General features: G+C 73.3%; 15 protein-coding genes. 9 read left to right on the forward strand and 6 right to left on the reverse strand.

What is annotated here, in order from left to right; genetic code table 11:
• Positions 1-67 precede the first annotated feature (67 nt).
• From GA0070216_RS10400 to GA0070216_RS10410, 3 genes are all read left to right on the forward strand, one after another.
• Positions 68-637: a TetR-like C-terminal domain-containing protein gene (locus GA0070216_RS10400; protein ID WP_091243066.1), complete on the forward strand. Its 570-nt coding sequence runs from the start codon at positions 68-70 to the stop codon at positions 635-637.
• On the forward strand, positions 634-1,008 hold the full coding sequence (locus GA0070216_RS10405) for a DUF4260 family protein (RefSeq protein WP_245722415.1): 375 nt from the start codon (positions 634-636) through the stop codon (positions 1,006-1,008). Before GA0070216_RS10400 ends, GA0070216_RS10405 begins: the two co-directional genes overlap by 4 nt.
• Positions 1,009-1,262: 254 nt before the next feature.
• The gene (locus GA0070216_RS10410) at positions 1,263-2,195 is read left to right on the forward strand and encodes an oxidoreductase (RefSeq protein WP_281190412.1); all 933 of its coding nucleotides are present in this window, start codon (positions 1,263-1,265) and stop codon (positions 2,193-2,195) included.
• Between the two features lie 146 nt (positions 2,196-2,341).
• Here GA0070216_RS10410 and GA0070216_RS10415 read toward each other — a convergent pair whose 3' ends face one another.
• Positions 2,342-3,340 carry an alpha/beta fold hydrolase gene (locus GA0070216_RS10415; protein WP_245722416.1) on the reverse strand — a complete coding sequence of 333 codons (999 nt, stop codon included), beginning with the start codon at positions 3,338-3,340 and terminating at the stop codon, positions 2,342-2,344.
• Positions 3,341-3,625: 285 nt separating this feature from the next.
• Here GA0070216_RS10415 and GA0070216_RS10420 point away from each other — a divergent pair, with 285 nt between their 5' ends.
• On the forward strand, positions 3,626-4,993 hold the full coding sequence (locus tag GA0070216_RS10420; protein WP_091243072.1) for an FAD-dependent oxidoreductase: 1,368 nt from the start codon (positions 3,626-3,628) through the stop codon (positions 4,991-4,993).
• Between the two features lie 174 nt (positions 4,994-5,167).
• A complete protein-coding gene (locus GA0070216_RS10425; protein ID WP_091243075.1) occupies positions 5,168-6,127 on the forward strand; it encodes a hypothetical protein in 960 nt (319 codons plus the stop codon).
• A 184-nt stretch (positions 6,128-6,311) separates the two neighbouring features.
• On the opposite strand, the gene GA0070216_RS10430 is transcribed toward GA0070216_RS10425, so the two are convergent.
• Positions 6,312-7,313, reverse strand: a complete 1,002-nt coding sequence (locus tag GA0070216_RS10430; protein WP_091243079.1) for a LacI family DNA-binding transcriptional regulator — start codon at positions 7,311-7,313, stop codon at positions 6,312-6,314.
• Between the two features lie 206 nt (positions 7,314-7,519).
• Here GA0070216_RS10430 and GA0070216_RS10435 point away from each other — a divergent pair, with 206 nt between their 5' ends.
• The 4 genes from GA0070216_RS10435 (at position 7,520) to GA0070216_RS10450 (ending at position 13,678) form a co-directional block, all read left to right on the forward strand.
• Positions 7,520-8,881, forward strand: a complete 1,362-nt coding sequence (locus GA0070216_RS10435; protein WP_091243081.1) for an extracellular catalytic domain type 1 short-chain-length polyhydroxyalkanoate depolymerase — start codon at positions 7,520-7,522, stop codon at positions 8,879-8,881.
• A 445-nt stretch (positions 8,882-9,326) separates the two neighbouring features.
• Entirely contained in the window at positions 9,327-10,409 is a 1,083-nt protein-coding gene (locus GA0070216_RS34450) for a DUF8189 domain-containing protein (RefSeq protein WP_176738902.1), read from the forward strand.
• Positions 10,410-10,608: 199 nt separating this feature from the next.
• Positions 10,609-11,307, forward strand: coding sequence for an SDR family NAD(P)-dependent oxidoreductase (locus tag GA0070216_RS10445; RefSeq protein ID WP_091243084.1), 699 nt, complete (start codon positions 10,609-10,611; stop codon positions 11,305-11,307).
• A gap of 274 nt (positions 11,308-11,581) precedes the next feature.
• Positions 11,582-13,678 carry a cellulose binding domain-containing protein gene (locus GA0070216_RS10450; RefSeq protein ID WP_091243088.1) on the forward strand — a complete coding sequence of 699 codons (2,097 nt, stop codon included), beginning with the start codon at positions 11,582-11,584 and terminating at the stop codon, positions 13,676-13,678.
• Positions 13,679-13,836: 158 nt separating this feature from the next.
• Here GA0070216_RS10450 and GA0070216_RS10455 read toward each other — a convergent pair whose 3' ends face one another.
• The 4 genes from GA0070216_RS10455 to GA0070216_RS10470 all read right to left on the reverse strand — a co-directional run bounded on the left by GA0070216_RS10455 (position 13,837) and on the right by GA0070216_RS10470 (position 19,053).
• Positions 13,837-15,732, reverse strand: a complete 1,896-nt coding sequence (locus GA0070216_RS10455) for a CocE/NonD family hydrolase (protein WP_245722417.1) — start codon at positions 15,730-15,732, stop codon at positions 13,837-13,839.
• A gap of 160 nt (positions 15,733-15,892) precedes the next feature.
• Entirely contained in the window at positions 15,893-16,804 is a 912-nt protein-coding gene (locus GA0070216_RS10460; RefSeq protein WP_091243095.1) for a sulfotransferase family protein, read from the reverse strand.
• A gap of 3 nt (positions 16,805-16,807) precedes the next feature.
• Positions 16,808-17,812, reverse strand: a complete 1,005-nt coding sequence (locus GA0070216_RS10465) for a sulfotransferase family protein (RefSeq protein WP_091243098.1) — start codon at positions 17,810-17,812, stop codon at positions 16,808-16,810.
• Positions 17,809-19,053, reverse strand: a complete 1,245-nt coding sequence (locus GA0070216_RS10470) for a glycosyltransferase (protein WP_176738903.1) — start codon at positions 19,051-19,053, stop codon at positions 17,809-17,811. The genes GA0070216_RS10465 and GA0070216_RS10470 overlap by 4 nt, the downstream gene beginning before the upstream one ends.
• Between the last annotated feature and the right edge of the window lie 28 nt (positions 19,054-19,081).

Genomic DNA, 19,081 nt, shown 5'->3' on the forward strand with positions numbered 1-19,081 from the left:
CCGCAGTCCCAGCAGCCCGAACTCACCGCCAGTGCGGTGCTCGACTTCCTCAGCAGGGTGCACACCAGTGCCTGGGGCCGGCCTCACCGCCGACATCGTCATCGCCCGCGGCGCGCAGCTGCTCGAAGCGCACCCCACCGACGAGCTGACCCTCGCCTCGCTCGCCACGAGCCTCGGCGTCCGCGTCCCGTCGCTCTACAAGCACATCGACGGCCTACCCGGGCTCCGCCGTGGCATCATGCTGCGCGTGAAGGTGAACCTGTCGGCGGCGCTCGTCGAGGCGTGCGTCGGCCGGGCCCGCGACGACGCGGTCCGCAGCCTGGCCGCCGCCTACCGGACGTGGGCCCGGCAACACCCGGCGCAGTACCCGATGACCGTCCGGGCACCCGGCCCCGACGACGTCGAGGACCAGCAGGCGAGCGATGCCAGCCTCCAGGTGGTCTACCGCGTGCTCGCCGGTTACCACCTCCTCGGCGACGACGCGATCGACGCCACCCGGTTCCTGCGCGCGGTCATCCACGGCTTCGTCAGCCTGGAGACCGCCGGCGCGTTCACGCTCGCCGCCGACCTCGAACGCAGCTACGACAAGACCGTCACCAGCGTGGTGACCGCTCTGGAGAACTGGAAACACCAGTGACCGCCGCGCCCGACCGCAGCACCCCACCGGCCACCCCGGTGCCGGCCCTCTACCGCGTCGAGGGCGCGGCCGTCGCCGGGGCGGCCGTCGTCCTCCTCGTACTGACCGGCTTCGCCTGGTGGTGGCTGTTCGCCCTGTTCCTCGTCTTCGACCTCTCGATGCTCGGCTACGCCGTCGACCACCGGGTCGGCGCGATCGCCTACAACCTGGGGCACACCTACGTCGCCCCCTTCGTCCTGCTCGCCGGGTACGGCCTCGCGCTCGCCCTCGACTCGACCCGATGGTCGCTGCTCGCGCTCGTGGCCGCCTGCTGGTTCTTCCACATCGGCGTGGACCGGGCCCTGGGCTTCGGGCCGCGGCCCCTGCACTGATCCGTCGACGCCGACAGCTCGACAGCGCCCGCACCGCACCCGGCGCGTCCCGACCGGCGCGCACCGCGCCACACCCCCACCGCACTCACTCAGGGTGACCCGATGCACGACACGCTGCGCCGACCTGCGGGATGGTGTCCCGGTTGTCCGGAAGGATGGCCGACGGGTGGCGGGCGTCCCGCCGGCTCCCGCCGCCCGCGCAGGCCCGCACACACGGGCGTCGCCTCGTGCGGCGTCCCCCGAGGGGAGCAAGGGTGACACTGTCGGACAAGCTCGCACCGGAGGCCGGCCGGCTCCGGCTGGGCGACGAGTTGAGCGTCAACCGGTTGGGCTTCGGCACCATGCAACTGCCCGGCCCCGGCTCCTTCGGCCCCCCGGACGACCACGCGGGCGCGCTGGCGGTGCTGCGCAGGGCGGTCGAGCTGGGGGTGAACTACCTCGACACCAGCGACTTCTACGGCCCGCACGTGGCCAACGACCTGATCCGCGAGGCCCTCCACCCCTACCCCGACGACCTGGTGATCGGCACCAAGATCGGGGTGGTACGCGACAACTGGGGCGACTTCGTGCCCGCCGGGGCACCCGACCAGTTGCGGCGGCAGGTGCACGAGAACCTGCGCCGGTTGGGTCGGGACCGGTTGGAGCTGGTCTATCTGCGGGTCGGCGGGGACGGGCTGCTGCGCCCGGGCGAGGTCCGGTTCTCCGAGTCGTTCGCGATGATGGTGCGGCTGCGGGAGGAGGGCCTGATCGGCGACGTCGGGCTCAGCGGGGTCACCCTCAAACAGCTGGACCAGGCCCGGGCGACGATCCCGATCGCCGCCGTGCAGAACCGCTTCCACCTGCTCGACCGGGACTGCCTGGACGTGCTGCGCCGGTGCACCGAGGAGAGCATCGCCTTCGTGCCGTACTTCCCGCTGGGGGCGGGGTTGCTCGGCGCGCGTACCGGGCGGTCGCAGCTGCCGTTCGGGCCGGACTTCAGCGCCGCGCAACGGCGTACCGTCGACGGGGTCGCCGACGGGCACGACGCCACCCGCGCGCAGGTCGCCATCGCATGGCTGCTGGCGTACTCACCGGCGATCCTGGTGATCCCCGGCACCAGCTCGGTGCGGCACCTCGAGGAGAACATGGCCGCCGCCCGGCTGCGCCTGACCCCGGCGGACCGCGCCGCGCTCGACGCGCTGGCCTGACCCGGTCCGCCGGCCACCTGCGCCCGGCCGGCGGGCTGTCGGCCATTACCGGGCGACCCGACCCGGACCAGGCGGTCCGCGCCGCAGGCCAGGCGGTGCCCCGCAGGTGGGCTGCGGGGCACCGGGGGTGGGCTGCGGGGGTGGGATCAGGCGGCGCAACCGGCCAGCGCCGGGGTCGGGGCCGGCGCCCCGGGCAGGCCGAGGAACAGCCGGGTGCAGTCGATGAGGAACTGCGGGTTCTCCTCCGGGACCCAGTGGCCCGAGTCCGGCACGACGACCTGCCGGACGTCCGTGGCGACCTGCCGGTAGGAGGCGGCGACGCCGGGGCCGAACGAGAACGCCGCGCCCATCGCCACCACCGGCACGGTCACCGGCTTGGCCGGGGCCTGCGCCCGGTTGTCGGCGATGTCGGTGTTGAACGCGCGGTAGTACTCGTAGCCGGCCGTCCGGTCGGCCGGGTCGCGGTAGGCGCGGTAGTAGACCGGCCGGTCGATGGTGTCGTGCTGGGACGAGAAGTCGAAGATCCGGTCCAGGTAGACCTCGACGTCCGAGTTGTCGATGAGCAGCTCGGGCGTCGGCGCCGGAGTGGCGTTGAACAGGAAGTGCCAGCTGCGGCTGTACAGGTCCTCCAGGCCGAACCCGGAGAGCGCGGTCTCGATCACGATCATCCGGGACACGTCGGCCGGGTAGTCCCGCGCCCACGGGTAGGCCACCAGCGCGCCGACGTCGTGGCCGAGCAGCTCCACCCGGCCGAGGCCGAGCTGCTGGGTCGCGGCGTGCAGCCGGCGGGCCGTGGTGGCCTTGTCGTAGCCGCCGGCCGGCGCGGCGGAGTCCCCCAGGCCGGGCAGGTCGAACGCGACGACCGTCCGGCCGGCACGCAGCGCGGGCAGCACCGGCCGCCACGCCTGCCAGGTCTGCGGCCAACCGTGCAGCAGCACCAGGGCCGGCCCGCTGCCCCCGCGTACGTAGTGCAGCCTGGTCCCCTCGACCTCGACCCAGCCGTGCCGGAAGCCGGCCGGCAGGGCCCGGTCGCCGGCTCCGGCCGGGCCGGGCGGACCGGCGACCGCGCCGGGCGCGGCGACCAGCAGGAGCACGAGTCCGGCCACGGCGGCGACGACCCGACGCCAGGGGTGGCGGCACGGCATCGGGTCACCGGGGGCTACGGACGTTCGCGGGAAGCGGCGCACGAGGAGTCCTTTCGTCCGGGTCAGCACTGTCGGATGGCGACGGGCGGGACGGGCCCGACGCCGTCGGGCGGGGTCGTGGCCCGACGGGTCGGTACGGCTGTCCCACAACGTGTCGTGCGACGACCGATGGGATTCGCGCCGTCGCACCCTGTCACCCTTGCCCAGCACGGTGACCGCGTCAATGGTCGATGGTGGGCACGTTACGAGACGACAGGACCGTCGATGTCCGCCTAGCATCGGTCCATGGCGACCGACAGTGCCGTGGTGGTCGGCGCGGGCATCGGCGGGTTGCTGGCCGCCCGTGCCCTCAGCGAGACGTACGCCCGGGTCACCCTGGTCGACCGCGATCCCCTCCCCGAGCAGGCCACCAGCCGACGCGGGGTGCCGCAGGGCCGGCAACTGCACGTGCTGCTGGACCGGGGCCGCCAGGTGCTGGAGGAGCTGTTGCCGGGGGTGGGCGACGAGCTGACCGAGCTCGGTGCGCCGCTGGTGGACCTCCAGGGTCAGGTGCGCTGGTACAACGACGGCTACCGGATGCGCCCGGCGGCGTCACCGCTGCGGGCGATCGGGGTGAGCCGCCCCCTGCTGGAGCAGGTCGTCCGCAACCGGATCGGCGCACTGCCCGGGGTGACCGTCCTACCCGGACACGAGGTCGCCGGCCTGACCGCCACACCGGACCGGCGACGGGTGACCGGCGTACGGGTGCATCGTCGCGCCGACGGCCCCTCGGCCGCCGTGGAGCATCCCGCCGACCTGGTGGTCGACGCCGGTGGCCGGGGCACCCGGAGTCCGGTGTGGCTTCCCGCGCTCGGCTATCCGCCCGCACCCGAGGAGCAGGTGACCGTGGGGCTGACCTACGTGACCCGGCTCTACGAGCGGCAACCGCAGCACCTCGACGGGTTGCTCGGCGTCTTCACCAACGCGGTGCCCGGCCGGCCCCGGGGCGGGATCGTGGCGGTGCAGGAGCACGACCGGTTCGCGGTGGCGCTCAACGGGATGTTCGGCGAGGAACCGCCGACCGACGACGCCGGCCTGATCGCGTACGCGGAGAGTCTGCCGGCGCCGGAGATCGGCGCGTTGATGCGGCAGGCCCGCCCGCTCGGCGAGCCGGCCCGGATGCGCTTCCCGGCCAGCGTCCGCCGGCGGTACGAGCGGCTGCGGCGCTTCCCCGCCGGATACCTGGTCTTCGGCGACGCGTTGTGCAGCTTCAACCCCCTCTACGGGCAGGGCATCACGGCGGCGGCGTTGCAGGCCTCGGAACTGGCCCGGCTGCTGCGCGCCGCACCCGATGGGCTGGCCCGACGGTTCTTCCGTCGCGCGGCCCGGGTGATCGACGTGCCGTGGGCCATCGCGGTCGGCACCGACCTGCGGTTCGCCGAGGTCCCCGGCCCCCGGTCGCTCCGGGTCCGGTTGACCAACGCCTACGTGCACCGGCTGCACGCCGCCGCCACCGCCGATCCGGCGCTGGGTGCGGCGTTCCTCCGGGTGCTCAACCTGGTCGACCCGCCGGGCCGGCTGCTCGTGCCGGCGGTGGCGGCACGGGTGCTGACCGGGTCCGGGGTCGCGGCCCGACGGCCCGACGGGCCGGCCGAAGTCAGCACGCACGGATAAGACCGCACCGGTACGCGTCGGCATGCTGTGAGCGGGCAGCGGTCGCTGCCCGGCGGGTGCGACGGCGTACGGCGTCACCCGTCAGGGCCCGGGGTCCCGTGGGCCGGGCGCCTGCCGGGTCGGGTCGCTGTCGGTCGGCCGTGGGCCCGCCCGGATCGGCAGAGACGAGGCACGATGGCCCTACGAGAAAGTCCCGAGTCCCCGGCCCCCCGCCGGCCGGTGTCGCCGACGCCGGTGGGACCGGTCTCACCGGCACCCACCCGGCACGGCACCGCCGCGCTGGTCAGCGCCGCCGCCGGGGTGCTGCTGGCGGTGCTCTGGTCGTTCGAGTTCGTCGACTCGGTCATCGGTGACACGGTGGCCAACAACCTGCTCGGCCACGACGCGAAGGCGACCGCGATCGGCGGCACCGGCGCGGGGCTGCTGTTCGCCTTCGTGTCCGGGTTCGCCGGCACCTTCACCGCCTGCAACATCGCGATGGTCGCGTCGGTGGGGCCGCTGAGCCAGGCCGGGTCGTCCACGCGGCTGCGCCACCAACTGCGCACGCTGGTCCGCCCGGTGGGCTGGCTGGCGCTGGGGATGATCGCGGTCTCCGCGACGTACGGCGCGGTGGGGGTGCTGATCGGCGACAGCCTGCCGCAGCTGTCCACCGAGACGGTCGGCGGCATGCCGGTCCGGCTGATCCAGTCGTCGGTGGTCTTCGGGGTGATCGGCCTGGTGCTCGCCCTGCTCGGGCTGGGCGCCCTCGGGCTGGTGCCCGACGTGTTCGCCCGCCGGCCGGTGGCCCGGGTGGTGCTCATCGGCGCGCTGATCGGCGGTTTCCTGATCGGCCGGCCGTACCCGCTGTTCAACAAGCTCTTCCACTGGGCGGTGGAGACCGGCAACCCGCTGTACGGGGCGGCGGCGTTCACCCTCCAGTCGCTGGGCAACATCGTCATCGTGACGCTGCTCTTCGTCGTCGTCGTGCTGGTCACCCGGGGAGGCTTCCTGCGCTGGATGACCGACCCGACACGATCGGCGCTGGTGACCGGCGCCCTGCTGGTCGCCCTCGGCGTCTTCACCGTCGTCTACTGGGACCTCCGGGTACCGGCGATCTTCGGCGTCGGCTGGTTCCCCACCATGCCCTACAACTGACCCCTCCCAGCTCTCCCAGACTCCCCTGGCCCCCTGGCCCCCTGGCCTGCCGACCCTGTTGATCAAGAGGTTTGCGTCACATTGGAGATCAACTCTGGCGCAAACTTCTTGATCGACGGGCAAGGGGGGGGGGGGGGGGGGGGGGGGGGGGGGGGGGGGGGGGGGGGGGGGGGGGGGGGGGGGGTCAGGGGGGTGGGGGGGCGACGCTGGCCCGGTGGACCAGGGTGGGGGCGATGGTGTGCCGTTCGGCCACGCCCGGGCCGGCCTCGATCTGCCGCAGCAGCATCGCCAGGCCGGCGCGGGCCACCGCGTCGAAATCGGGCCGCACGGTGGTCAACGGCGGGATGAAGTACGCCGCCTCCGGCACGTCGTCAAAGCCGACCACGCTGATCTCCTCCGGCACCCGACGCCCGCGCTCGCTCAACGCCCGCAGCACCCCCAGCGCGAGGTGGTCGTTGGCCGCGAAGACCGCCGTCACCTCCGGCATCCGGGCCAGCATCTGCCCGCAGCGGTAGCCGGACGCCGCGCTCCAGTCGGCCGACAACACCGGCGGCACCTCCGCACCGGCCGCCCGCAACGCCGCCCGCCAGCCCTCGACCCGCCCGGCGCTGTCGAACCAGTCCGCCGGGCCGGAGACGTGCCAGACGGTACGGTGCCCGGCGTCCAGCAGGTGCCGGGTGGCCAGCCCGGCCCCCGCTGCCTGGTCGACGGTCACCAGTGCCGCCTCCCGGGCCGGATCACCGTCGACGGTGACCAGCGGCACGCCGTGCGGCAGGTGGTCGAGCGCCTCGTCGGCCGAGGCCACCGGGGCGATCACCACGATGCCGGCGACCCGGTGGTCGAGGTGCCGCTCCACGGCGGCGGAGATGGACCGCCGGTCGAGGGTGCTGACGCTGCCCACGCTGACCGCGAAGCCGGCCGACGCGGCAGCCTGCTCCAGGGCCGCCAGCAGCGACGCCGGCCCGTACAGCGTGCTGTTCTGGGCGACGACCCCGATCAGCTGGGACCGGCCGGTGACCAGCGCCCGTGCCGCCCGGTTCGGTCGGTAGCCCAGCTCGGCGATCGCCGCGCGGACCCGTACCCGGGTCTGTTCCCGGACGTTCGGATGGTCGTTGAGCACCCGGGAAACCGTCTGGTGGGAGACTCCCGCCAGGCGGGCGACGTCCGTCATCGCAGGACCACGCATGGGGGCCATTATCCACCGGCGCGGTCCCACCGGTCGCCGGTGCCCACGCCCGTCGGCGACCGGAAGTTCCGGTGGCCGACGCGGCTTGCCAAGCCGTCCGCAGGCTAACAATACTCATGGATGTTCCTGAGCCGGACATGATCGAGCGCCGGGCAGCCTCGATCGACACAGTCGCATGTCCGCGATCCTCCGGAGGAACCTGTCCCATGAGACCCAGGATCAAACTGCTCGGCACCGCCCTGGTCGCCGCCGCGCTCACCGCGCTGGCCGCGATCGCCGCCCCCACCCCGGCCTCGGCGGCGACGCTGACCCAGGTGACGAACTTCGGCGCCAACCCCAGCAACCTCCAGATGTACCTGTACGTGCCGAACACCGTGGCGGCCCGACCGGGCCTGCTCGTGGCGGTGCACTACTGCACCGGCAGCGGCCCGGCGTTCTACTCCGGTACCCAGTACGCGGCCCTGGCCGACCGGTACGGCTACATCGTCATCTACCCGTCGGTGACCCGCAGCAGCAAGTGCTTCGACGTCTCCTCCCCGCAGGCGCTGCGCCGCGACGGGGGCAGCGACCCGGTGGGCATCAAGTCGATGGTCGACTATGTCCGGTCCCGGTACGCCGTCGACCCGAACCGGATCTTCGCCACCGGCACCTCGTCCGGGGCGATGATGACCAACGTGCTGCTCGGCGACTACCCGGACGTGTTCGCGGCGGGGGCCGCCTTCGCCGGGGTGCCGTTCGGCTGCTTCGCCACCACCGACGGGTCGGAGTGGAACAGCCAGTGCGCCAACGGTCAGGTCACGAAGACCGCGCAGCAGTGGGGCGACCTGGTCCGCAACGCCTACCCGGGGTACACCGGCAAGCGGCCCCGGATGCAGGTGTGGCACGGCACCAACGACGAGACCCTGCGCTATCCGAACTTCGGTGAGGAGGTCAAGCAGTGGACCAACGTGCACGGGCTGAGCCAGACGCCGACCTTCACCGACACCCCGCAGGCCGGCTACACCCGCACCCGCTACGGCGGTAGCGGCGGCACCGCGCAGGTCGAGGCGATCAGCATGCAGGGCGTGACGCACAACCTGCCGGTCGACGCCGCCCAGGCGATCCGCTTCTTCGGCCTGGACGCCCCGCCGCCCACCACCGCCCCGCCCACCACGGCTCCGCCGACCACCCCGCCGACCCCGTATCCGCCCACGCCCACCACGCCGGCCCCGCCGACCACGCCGCCCCCGCCCACCACGCCGGGGCCGGGGCCGCTGTGCCGGGTCGAGTACACCGTCAACGCCTGGGGCACCGGGCTGACCACCGCCATCAAGATCACCACGTACAACGACACCGGGGTCGTCGGCTGGAACCTGGCGTTCACCCTGCCCGCCGGGCAGACCATCACCAGCGGCTGGAACGCCACCTACTCGCCGACCAGCGGAGCGGTCACCGCCCGCAACGTCTCCTACAACGGCACGATCGGGCCGGGCGATTCGGTCAGCATCGGCTTCCAGGCCAACCACACCGGCGATGCCGGGAAACCGTCCTCCTTCACCCTCAACAGCTCCCCCTGCTCCGTCACCTGACCCCCGTGCGGGCACCGGCACCCCCGGTGCCCGCACCCCACCCACCTCCCTGCCCCCTCCCCTGCCCCCGCCCACCCCTGGTGATCAAGAGCTTTGGTTCACCGATCCCCGACGTCCTGACCTAAACCTCTTGGTCACCGCTCCTCAGCAGCGGCTGTCCCCGGTGATCAAGAGGTTTAGGTCACCAGAGCCGAACGTGGTGGCCTAAGCCTCTTGATCACCGCCGGTGAAGGGCGAGGAGGGAGGGGGAGGGGGAGGACGGGGGTGGGGTGGTTGGTGGATGTGGGGGGTGGGGGTGGGTCGATAGGGTGGCGGTGACGGGGGTTTGCCGAGGTTGCTGGCCAGCGTCGTCGGCCGCCCGGGGACAGGCGGGTGTCGAGCCCTGCGGACCAGCCACAAGCTGACCGAGCCGTCATCACCGCCAATCGTCCACAAGGGAGCGTCTATGCGTCTGAGTCGATCGTTGAAACTGGTGAAGCGGCGGCTGCCGGCGCTCGCCCTCGGCCTGGGCGCGGTCACCCTGATCGCCACCCCCGCAGCCGCCGTCCCGGGAAGCGGCGACACGGCAGCCGGAAAACCGGCGAACCCCACCGCGAGCACCAGCTCCGCAGACCTCCTCCCGGGCAACACCGTCATGCGGGACCCCGCGGCGGGGAAGACCGTGGCAGGCGATGCCGTACGCGCTGCCGGCTGGACGGCGGTGCCGGGCACGGCGCAGGCCCGGTCCGCGCCGGCCACCGCCACCTACGGCGGTGACCTGCACGTCTTCGTGCAGGGCCCCGGCGGGCAGGTCCGGGCCAACCGGTACGACGCGAACACCGACTCCTGGTCCGGCTGGGCCACCGTCCCCGGTGACGCGGCGGCCACCTCGGCACCCGCGGCGACCGTCTACGGCGGGGAGCTGCACCTGTTCGTGCAGGCCGACCAGAAGGTCCGCACCAACCGCTACTCCCTGGACACCGGCACCTGGTCCGGCTGGAGCACGATCCCCGGCACCACGGCCGCGTCGTCGGCCCCGGCCGCCACCGTCTACGGCGGGCAGTTGCACCTGTTCGTCCGGGGGGCGAACGGCAAGATCCGCACTAACCGGTACGCGCTGGACACCGCCGCCTGGTCCGGCTGGACCACCCTCGCCGGGCCGACCGGCGCGAACTCGGCTCCGGCGGCCACCATCTACGGCGGTTACCTGCACGTGTTCGTCCGGGGCACGAACGGCAACGTACGCACCGACCGGTACGCGCTGTCCACCGGCGCCTGGTCGGGGTGGAGCGACGTGCCCGGCAGCGCGGATGCGACGTCGGCGCCCGGGGTCATGGTCTACGGCGGCGGGTTGCACCTGTTCGTCCGTGACGCCAGCGACGACCTGCGCACCACCTGGTACCTCCAGGACACCGGCGCGTGGTCGAGCTGGAGCACGGTCGACGGCCCCGGCGGGGCGATCTCCACTCCGGCGGGAAGCGTCTACGGCGGTCTGGTACGGCTCTTCGTCCGGGGCGCCGACGACGAGGTCCACCAGGGCCAGCCCTAGCGGCAACGCCCCGACGCTGCCCCGCCCACCATCGACGGAGGCGGGGCAGCGTCGCACCGGGCGGGCGGGAGCAGCGTCACGCCGCAGGGCAGCGCAGCGTCACGCCGCAGGGCAGCGCAGCGCCGCACCGGTGGACGGGGGCGATGGGCAGGGCAGCGCCGCGCCGGACGCGGCGTCGACGTTGCCTTAGAGTCCCAGCATGGACGCGCAGGGGCGACGGGCGATCGTGGTGGGCAACAGCGACGGCGTCGGGCTGGCCCTCACCCGGCAACTGGTGGCAGCCGGCTGGACCGTCGCCGGGCTGTCCCGCAGCGCCAGCGCCCTGGCCGCCCCCGGGTACGCCCACCACGTTGCCGACGTCACCGGCGACGCCTACCGCAGGGTGCTGGCCGGGGTGGTCGACCGGCTCGGCGGGGTCGACGTGTGTGTCTACGCGGCGGGGGTCGGTGAACTCTTCGACGTCGGTGACCTGGCGGCGCAGACCAGGGCGCTGGAGGTAAACCTGATCGGTGCGGCGCGCACCGTGGAGGTGGTCGTGCCGGCGATGGTGGCCGGCGGTGGCGGTCACCTGGTGGGCCTGTCCAGCCTCGCCGACGTCGCACCGTCGACCCAGGCCCCCGGCTACGCCGCGTCCAAGGCGGGGTTGACGTCCTACCTGCTCGGGCTGCGGGGTGCGCTCCGCCCGCACGGGGTGCGGGTGACCGTCGTCCGGTTCGGGTTCGTCGACACCAAGATGGCCCAGTCGCCGGTCAAGCCCATGCTGCTCAGCGCGGAGCGGGCCGCCGACGTGGTGCGCGACTGCCTGCGTACCGGGCCGGCGGTCGTCTCCCGGCCCCGGCGGATGGCCGTGCTGGCCCGGGCGGCCGGGGTCGCGGCGACGGTGGCCGCCCGGCGGTGAGCCGTACCGGCACGGCGGGGTGGGGCCGGCGCGCCGCCTTGAACTCGCCACGATCGTCGTGGGATTCTGATGCGTCGATGACTTGCCGCGCGCGGGGCTGACAGTCGTCCAAGGGCAACCGGGAGCCGCTGGGTTTCCGGGGGACGGCGACAAGCACGACGGAACGACGCCAGCACTCCGTCCATCAGTCCCGCCCGCCGTCTCGACGCCCTCGTGGGCGACGCAACCCCGACCGGCCGGGCGGTGCGCTGTGGTGACCCACGAAGGAACCCGTATGAACAGAGATTCCGCCCCACCGTCGCGCCCGTCGCGGCGCGGCCGGGGGCGCTGGACGGCGCTCGCCGCGAGCCTGCTGCTCGCCACCGGTGGGCTCGCCGTGTCCGGTCCGTCGCCCGCCGACGCGGCGTCGGACCCGGTGGCCGTGACCGTCAACGCCAACGCCGGGCTGGCCACCGTGCCGGACACCGCGCTCGGGGTCAACCATGCCATCTGGGACTCCCAGCTCGGCACCGCCGAGACGTCCGACCTGCTCAAGGCCGCCGGCGTGCGGATGATGAGGTATCCGGGCGGCTCGTACGCCGACATCTACCACTGGCGCGACCACACCGCGCCCGGCGGGTACGTCGCGCCGAACACCGACTTCGACACCTTCATGGCCGCCGCCCGGCGGGTCGGCGCACAGCCGATGATCATCGCGAACTACGGCACCGGCTCCCCCGCCGAGGCCGCCGACTGGGTCCGCTACGCCAACGTCACCAAGGGGTACGGCGCGAAGTGGTGGACGGTCGGCAACGAGAACTACGGCAACGGCCACTACGGTTCGGCCTGGGAGGCCGACGACCACCCCGACAAGAGCGCCAGCCAGTACGCCCGGCTGGTCGTCGAGTACGCCGACGCGATGAAGGCTGTCGATCCCAGCATCAAGGTCGGCGCGGTGCTGACCATGCCGGGGAACTGGCCGGACGGGATCACCGCCGGCAGTGACCCGGGACCGTGGAACCGGACCGTGCTCTCGATCGCCGGCCCGAAGATCGACTTCGTGGACGTGCACTGGTACCCGGGTGGCAGCGCGGCCGAGTCGCTGGCCCGTACCGCCCACATCGACGAGGCGGCCCACCTGCTGCGCGACCAGCTCGCCCGGTACGCGGGCCCGAACGCCGCCCGGATCGGCATCAGCTTCACCGAGCTGAACGTCGGTACCGGCCAGAACACCCAGCCCGGCGCGCTGTTCCTCGCCGACGCCTACAGCGACCTGCTGGAGAACGGCGTCTTCACGGTCCAGTGGTGGAACGTGCACAACGGCATCGGCACCGTGTCGCAGGTGGGCGGGCAGACCGACTACGGCGACTTCGGGCTGCTGTCCAGCGGCACCTGCACCGCCGACAACTCGGTCTGCGAGCCGCCGCTGAACACCCCGTTCGCCCCGTACCACGCGCTGTCGATGATGAACCTGTTCGCCCGGCCGGGCGACCAGTTCGTCCGCGCCGCCACCGACCAGCCGCTGGTCACCGCGCACGCCGTCCGGCGGGTCGACGGGGATCTCGCGGTGCTGCTGGTCAACAAGGACCCGGACAACGCCCGCCCGGTCACCCTCGACTACGCCGGCTTCACCCCGTCGGGCGCCGCGCCGACGACGTACTCGTTGACCAACGGGGCGGCCGGCGTCGTCACCGGCCAGTCGGGCAGCGCGGACAGCCGGACGCTGCCGCCGTACTCGCTGACCACGCTGGTGCTGCGGCCCTCGTCCCCGGTCACCGCCCACCCGGCCCCGCCGGGGCAGCCGACCGCCAGTGGGGTCACCGACCGGTCGGCGACGATCTCCTGGTCGCCGGCCCCGCCGAAGGGCGCCCCGATCGCCAAGTACGAGGTGTACCGGCAGAACGGCACGGTCAGCGAGCAGCTCGGCGAGACGGCCGGCACCTCGTTCACCGTCGACAACCTCGTCCCCGGCACCCGGTACACGCTCAACGTGCTGACCCGGGACACCGCCGGGAAGGTGTCCTGGTCGTCGTCGCCGGTCACCTTCACCACCGCCGGCCCGGCCGACAGCGCCTGCACCGTCCGGCTCAGCACCGCCAGCGACTGGGGCAACGGATGGGTCGGCAACGTCGAGATCGTCAACAACGGGGCGAACCCCGTCGACGGCTGGACGTTGACCTGGAGCTGGCCGACCAGTTGGCAGCAGGTGAGCAGCGGCTGGAGCGCCACCTGGACGCAGACCGGGCGCACGGTGACGGTCGCCAGCACCGACGACAACCGGCGGATCGCCGCCGGGGGCAGCGCCAGCGCCGGTTTCGTCGGGGCCTACAGCGGCCCGAACGTCCCGCCCACCGGCTTCGTCCTCAACGGCACCCCCTGCACGGTCGGGTGACCGGGGCCGGGTGGCCGCCACGCCGACCACCCGGGCGATCCGACCCCGGCTGAGGCCCGACACGGCCCGGGCGCACCGACGGTGGCCGCTGGCGCAGCAGCGCTGCGCCAGCGGCCACCCCCGGTGGTGCCGACCGGAAGACGACCGCCGGGGACCGGTCAGAGACCGGCGGCGTGCGCGGCGGTGGTGCCGCCGACCACCGGAAGAACGATCTTGCTGCTCTTCAGGGCGACCTTGATGTTCGCGGCGGTGGTGTCCGCCTGGCTGGAGTACTGCGGGTAGCTGGCCACGATGATCACGCCGATCCGGTGGCCCGGCGTGAAGACGTAGTCCTCCGGCAGCAGCGGGAAGCTGAAGTGGTAGGACTCCCCCACCACCAGCGGCACGGCCGTGCGGATCGACTGCCGGTTCTGGGCGTCCATGATGCCCTTGGTGACCAGCTCGTAGTCGGCGGTGGCGACCCGCTTGGCGGTCTGTTTGTAGCAGCCGTCGTCGGTCGGGCTGCTCAGCCCCCAGCAGTCCTCGGTGGTCAGGGTGATGATGCCCTCGCCGGAGGCCCGGTGCGCCACCCGCTCGTCGGTGCCGTAGTCGACCAGGATCGCCCCGAAGTTGGTGTCGGTCTGGTCGGCCGAGGCCCGCAGCTGCACGGTCGGCGTACCCGAGATGTGCAGGGGCGCGGTCAGCGGCGCGGACAGGAACGCCAGCCGGTGGGGCTGCACCGCGTCCGGGTTGAGGATCATCGTGTTCTGGGTCTGGGTACGGCTGTCCTGGAACGCGCCGGTCGCCGGCTTGGCGGTCGGCACCAGGTCCAGACCGCCCGCCCCGGTGGTGCCCGGCTGCAGGAACACCTCGGTGTCGGCCTTGCCGGGGATCGGCCAGTCGGCGTGGGTCTCCCACACGTCGGCGGCCCGCTCCAGGTCGACCCGGGGCTCGTCGGTGATGCCGTTGGCCACCCCGTGCAGCCAGAAGTCGAACCACCGGTGCAGGGTGGACACCCAGACCGCGCGCCGCGAGTCGAACGGGTCGACGTGCCCCTCCTGGGACAGCCACAGCTTGCGCGGGACGTTGTTCTCCGCCAGGGCGTACCAGAACTTGCTGAAGTGGTCCGGGCGGACGTTGTCGTCGTTGAGACCGTGGTAGAGCAGCACGCTGGCCGTTATGTTGGGGACCTTCTTGACGTAGCTGCGCTCGTTCCAGAAGGCGGTGTAGTCGCCGTGCTCGTCACCGTCGGCGGCGCCCATCGCGTCGCGCACCGGCTTGCAGTACTCCCGCCGCTCCGGGTTGGTGACCGTGTTGGCCAGCGACGACACGTAGCTGTTGCCCCGGGTGACCACCCCGTTGCTGCGCACGTAGTCGTAGTACTCGGTGGGGCCGCTGATCGGCACCACGGTGGTCAGGCCCTTGACGCCGGTCACCGCCGTCGCCATGGCCAGCGAGCCGTCGTACGACTTGCCGATCATGCCCGACTTGCCGTTGTGCCAGTCGGCGGTGACCACCTGCCCGGCGGCGTTGCGGGCGGTGGCCCGGCCGTTGAGCCAGTTGATCGCCTGCTTGGCGCTGAGATTGTCCTGGTTGGCGTTGGTGGTGGGGCAGCCGGTGGAGTTGTTGGTGCCCACCATGTCCAGCAGGATCACCGCGTAGCCGCGCGGCACGAAGTAGTTGTCGTAGAACAGCGGCCATCTGTCGAGCAGGCCGTCGCCGTCCAGGTCGGCCTTGCACTCGGACTCGTTGCCCCTGCAGACCGTCGAGTAGTACGGGCTGGCGTCCATGATCACCGGGACCTTGAGGCCGTTCGCGGTGGCCGCCGGCCGCATCAGGTCGAACGCGATGATGTCGCGCAGCCCGTCGTTGTCGCTGTCGAAGGTGGAATCGATGAACAGGCGCTCCCGGATGGCGTCGGCGTAGCCGAACACCGGCTGGGTGACCCCGTCCTGGACCACGATCGTCGGTACCTCCGGCGCCGCCACCGCCTGTGGTGCCGCGCCCAGGGCGGCGAGCACCATCGCGGACAGTACGGCCACCCCGGCGCGGAGGGGTGTTCCCATTCCAGCCATGCGGTCTCCTTGAATCTCCCGAGACCGCGCACGTTATGGGCCGACCGACCGTCCCGACCATCTGCACGTGTAGGAACTTTGCCCCCACCCGGTCCGGCACCCCGTCCGCCCGCGCCCCGACGACGGCACGCCGTGACCGGGCCGGGCCGGCCCGCGCCGGTCAGTCCCGGTAGCTCCACTGCCGCAGCGGCTTGTCCAGCACCCGTTCGACGGCGGCGAGCTGGTCCACGCCCAACTCGTCCTGGTACGCCGCCCGCCGCCCGGCGTGGAACCGGTACCGCCCGAACCCCTTCTCGAACGCCGGTGACCACTCCAGGTCGAGGAAGTCGAGCATCCGGGCCACCTCGGCGCGCGGGTCGGCCAGCAGGTCCTCGTAACGCACGTCGAGCCACTGCCCCTCGGGGTGCGCGGCGCGTGCCTCGGCGAACCGGTCCATCAGCATCTTCCAGCCCAGGGCGGCGAGCACCGGGAACGACCTGTCGTACTCCTCCCACTCCCGGCGCAGGTCGGTCGGCAACGGCCCGAGGAACCAGTTGTCCGGCCCACGCCAGCCGTCCCACCAGCCCATCTGGAGCCAGGAGTTGGTCACCGCGCGCCCGTCGCGGACCACGTTGACCACCCGCAGCCCGGGGTAGCCGGCCCGCAGGAAACCGGTGCGCGGCCACCCGGTCACGTGGTGCAGCAGCAGCCGGCAGTCCTGCCGTTCGATCCGGGCGTCGAAGAAGGCGCGCAGCCGCCGCCGCAGGTAGGGGGTGAGATCCTCGGCGGTCAGATCCCGGCACGGGCGGGAGAAGCCGGCCACCACGTGCCGGTCCAGCAGGTCGTACGCCTCCGACGGGGCGACCCGCAGCCGACCCTTCTCCAGCAGCCGCCGGCTGTGCCGCAGCGAGGTCATGCCCGCCGGGCGGGGCGCCGACCGCCGGTACAGCGGCCCGTTGAGCCGGCCGGCGAGGTTGAGCCGGGACAGCTTGTCGTCGACGCCGGAGACGAACCCGACCCCGGGGTGCCGGGACAACAACTCCTGCACCAGCGTCGAGCCGCACCGCCCGGTGCCCACCACCACCGCCAACATCCCTCAGCCCTCCTCTTGCCCGGCCGACGCCGACTGCCAGACCTCCACCGGCTGCCCGGCCGGCCGTGCGGGTGCCGGGACGCCCCGACGCCACGGGTAGCCGAACCGGCGCAGGCCCGGTGCGGTCAGCCCGGTGACCAGCGCGTACGACCAGCGGGACAGGTCGCGCCGCCACTGCACGTCGGCGGTGATCGGCACCGGTCCGGTCCGGTGCCGCGACGGGTTGCCGGCCACCGAGTGCGTCGGCACCAACCGCACGGTCGCCGGGCCGGTGAACGGGCCGCTGTCGGCGTCGACGCCCGCGAATCCGGCGATCCGGCGCAGCGTCGCCTCCGGGTCGGCGGTCAGGTCCTCGTAGCGCACCCGCAGGTAGCTCTCCGGGGCACCGCCACCCCACAGGCGGACGGTCACGGTGTTCCAGACCAACCAGAGCAGGGCCGCCTTCCACACCGGCGGCCGGCTCATCAGCTCCGGGTCGGTGTCACCGTCGAGGCCCCGGCGGCGTCGCCAGGAGAAGGCGGTGGCCCGGGGGTCACGGACCAGGTGCAGCACCCGCAGCTCGATGCCCGGCAGCGCGCCGAGCAGCGCCCCGTACGGGGGCAGCTTCGACGAGTCGACCACCACCCGCGCCCCGGTGTGCCGGGCCACGGCCGCGTACAGGTCGGTCAGCGCCGCGTCGTCGGGGTGCGCGGGCACCGGACGCCGACCGCGCCGGTGCCGGCGCAGCAGCGCGGGCAGCCCGCGCATCCGCAGCCGGCCGCGCAGCCCGGCGGCGATCGCGGCGGCCCGGTCGGTCGGCAGGTCCCGGCGCACCTCCCGCCACAGCGGGCAGTCCCGTAGCGGCCGGCCGCAGCCGCAGGGCCGGTTCTCCAGTTCGCCGCGCTGCCACAGGTAGCGCAGCTCACCGGCGGCGAAGACCCCGTCGTACTGGCCGAGCACGGTGGTGACCAGGGTGCTGCCGCTGCGTCCGCTGCCGGCCAGGTAGAGCACCCGCACCGGCGGGTTCACACCGGCTCCCGCACGGTCCGGGCGGCGGTCGCGTAGACCTCCCGCAGCCGGGTCAGGTGCGTCTGCGGGGAGAAGTCCCGCTCCACCCGTGCCCGGCCGGCCAGCCCCATCCGGTACGCCCGCTGCGGGTCGGCCAGCACACGTCCCAGCCCGACGGCCAGCGCGGCCGGATCGTCGGCGGGCACCACCTCGCCGTCCACCCCCGGGGTGACCAGTTCCGGCAGCCCACCCAGGTCGGAGGCGACCACCGGCACCCCGCAGCCGTACGCCTCCAGCACCGCCATCGGCTGGTTCTCGTTCCACCGCGACGGCACCGCCACCACCGTGGCCGAGCGGACCAGCTCGTGCAGCCGGGCCTTGTCCAGCCGGCCGTGGAACCGGACCCGGCCGGGGGCCCGCCGCCGGGCCAGTGCGGTCAGCCCGTCCCGGGCCGGGCCGTCCCCGGCCACCTCGAGCACGACGTCGTCGGGCAGTCGGGTGAGCGCCTCGATCAGCACGTCGACGCCCTTCTCCGGGGCGAGTCGACCGGCGAAGACCACCGGCCCGCCGGGTGCCGCCTTGACCGCCGTCGCGGCGACGTCGACGAAGTGGGACACCACATGCATCCGGTCGGGGAAGACACCCGCCCGACGCATCACGTCGGCCAGGAACCGGCTGGGGCTGACGAATGCCTGCACCGGCCCGTACGCCCGGGTGGAGCGGTGCAGCCAGGACTCGACGGCGAGCAGCGAGCTGGCCCCGAGCGAACCGTCCTTGCAGCGGCGACGGGCGGCGCGCAACGGCCCCCCGGTCACGCAGGCGTCACAGACCGTGCCCCGGTCGAGCATCTGGTAGCTGGGGCAGGCCAGCTTGTAGTCGTGCAGGGTCATCACCGCCGGCACCCGGGCGGCCCGCACCGCGGCCAGCACCGACGGGGAGAGCTGGTGGTAGATGTTGTGCAGGTGGACCACGTCGGGCCGGAACTCGTCGAGCACCCGGGCCAGGCCCCGCCGGCTGGCCGGCGACCAGATCATCCGGGCCGCCGCCGCCGCGCGGGGTCCCGCGCCGCGCGGCGCCGGGTCCAGCTCCACCAGAGACGGGAAGTGCCGGGCGTACGGGGTCGGGGCGTCGTTGTCCGGGTGGGTCATGCCGAAGAAGGCCACCTCGTCGCCGTCGCCCCGTTGCAGCTCGGCGACGTCGAGCAGGTAGCCCTCGGCGCCGCCGCGCCGGTAGAGGAACTTGTTGACGTGGAGGACACGCATCGGCCTGCTCCGGGGGTGGCTGCTGCGG

The sequence above is a fragment of the Micromonospora matsumotoense genome, from assembly GCF_900091525.1.
GTDB lineage: Bacteria > Actinomycetota > Actinomycetes > Mycobacteriales > Micromonosporaceae > Micromonospora > Micromonospora matsumotoensis.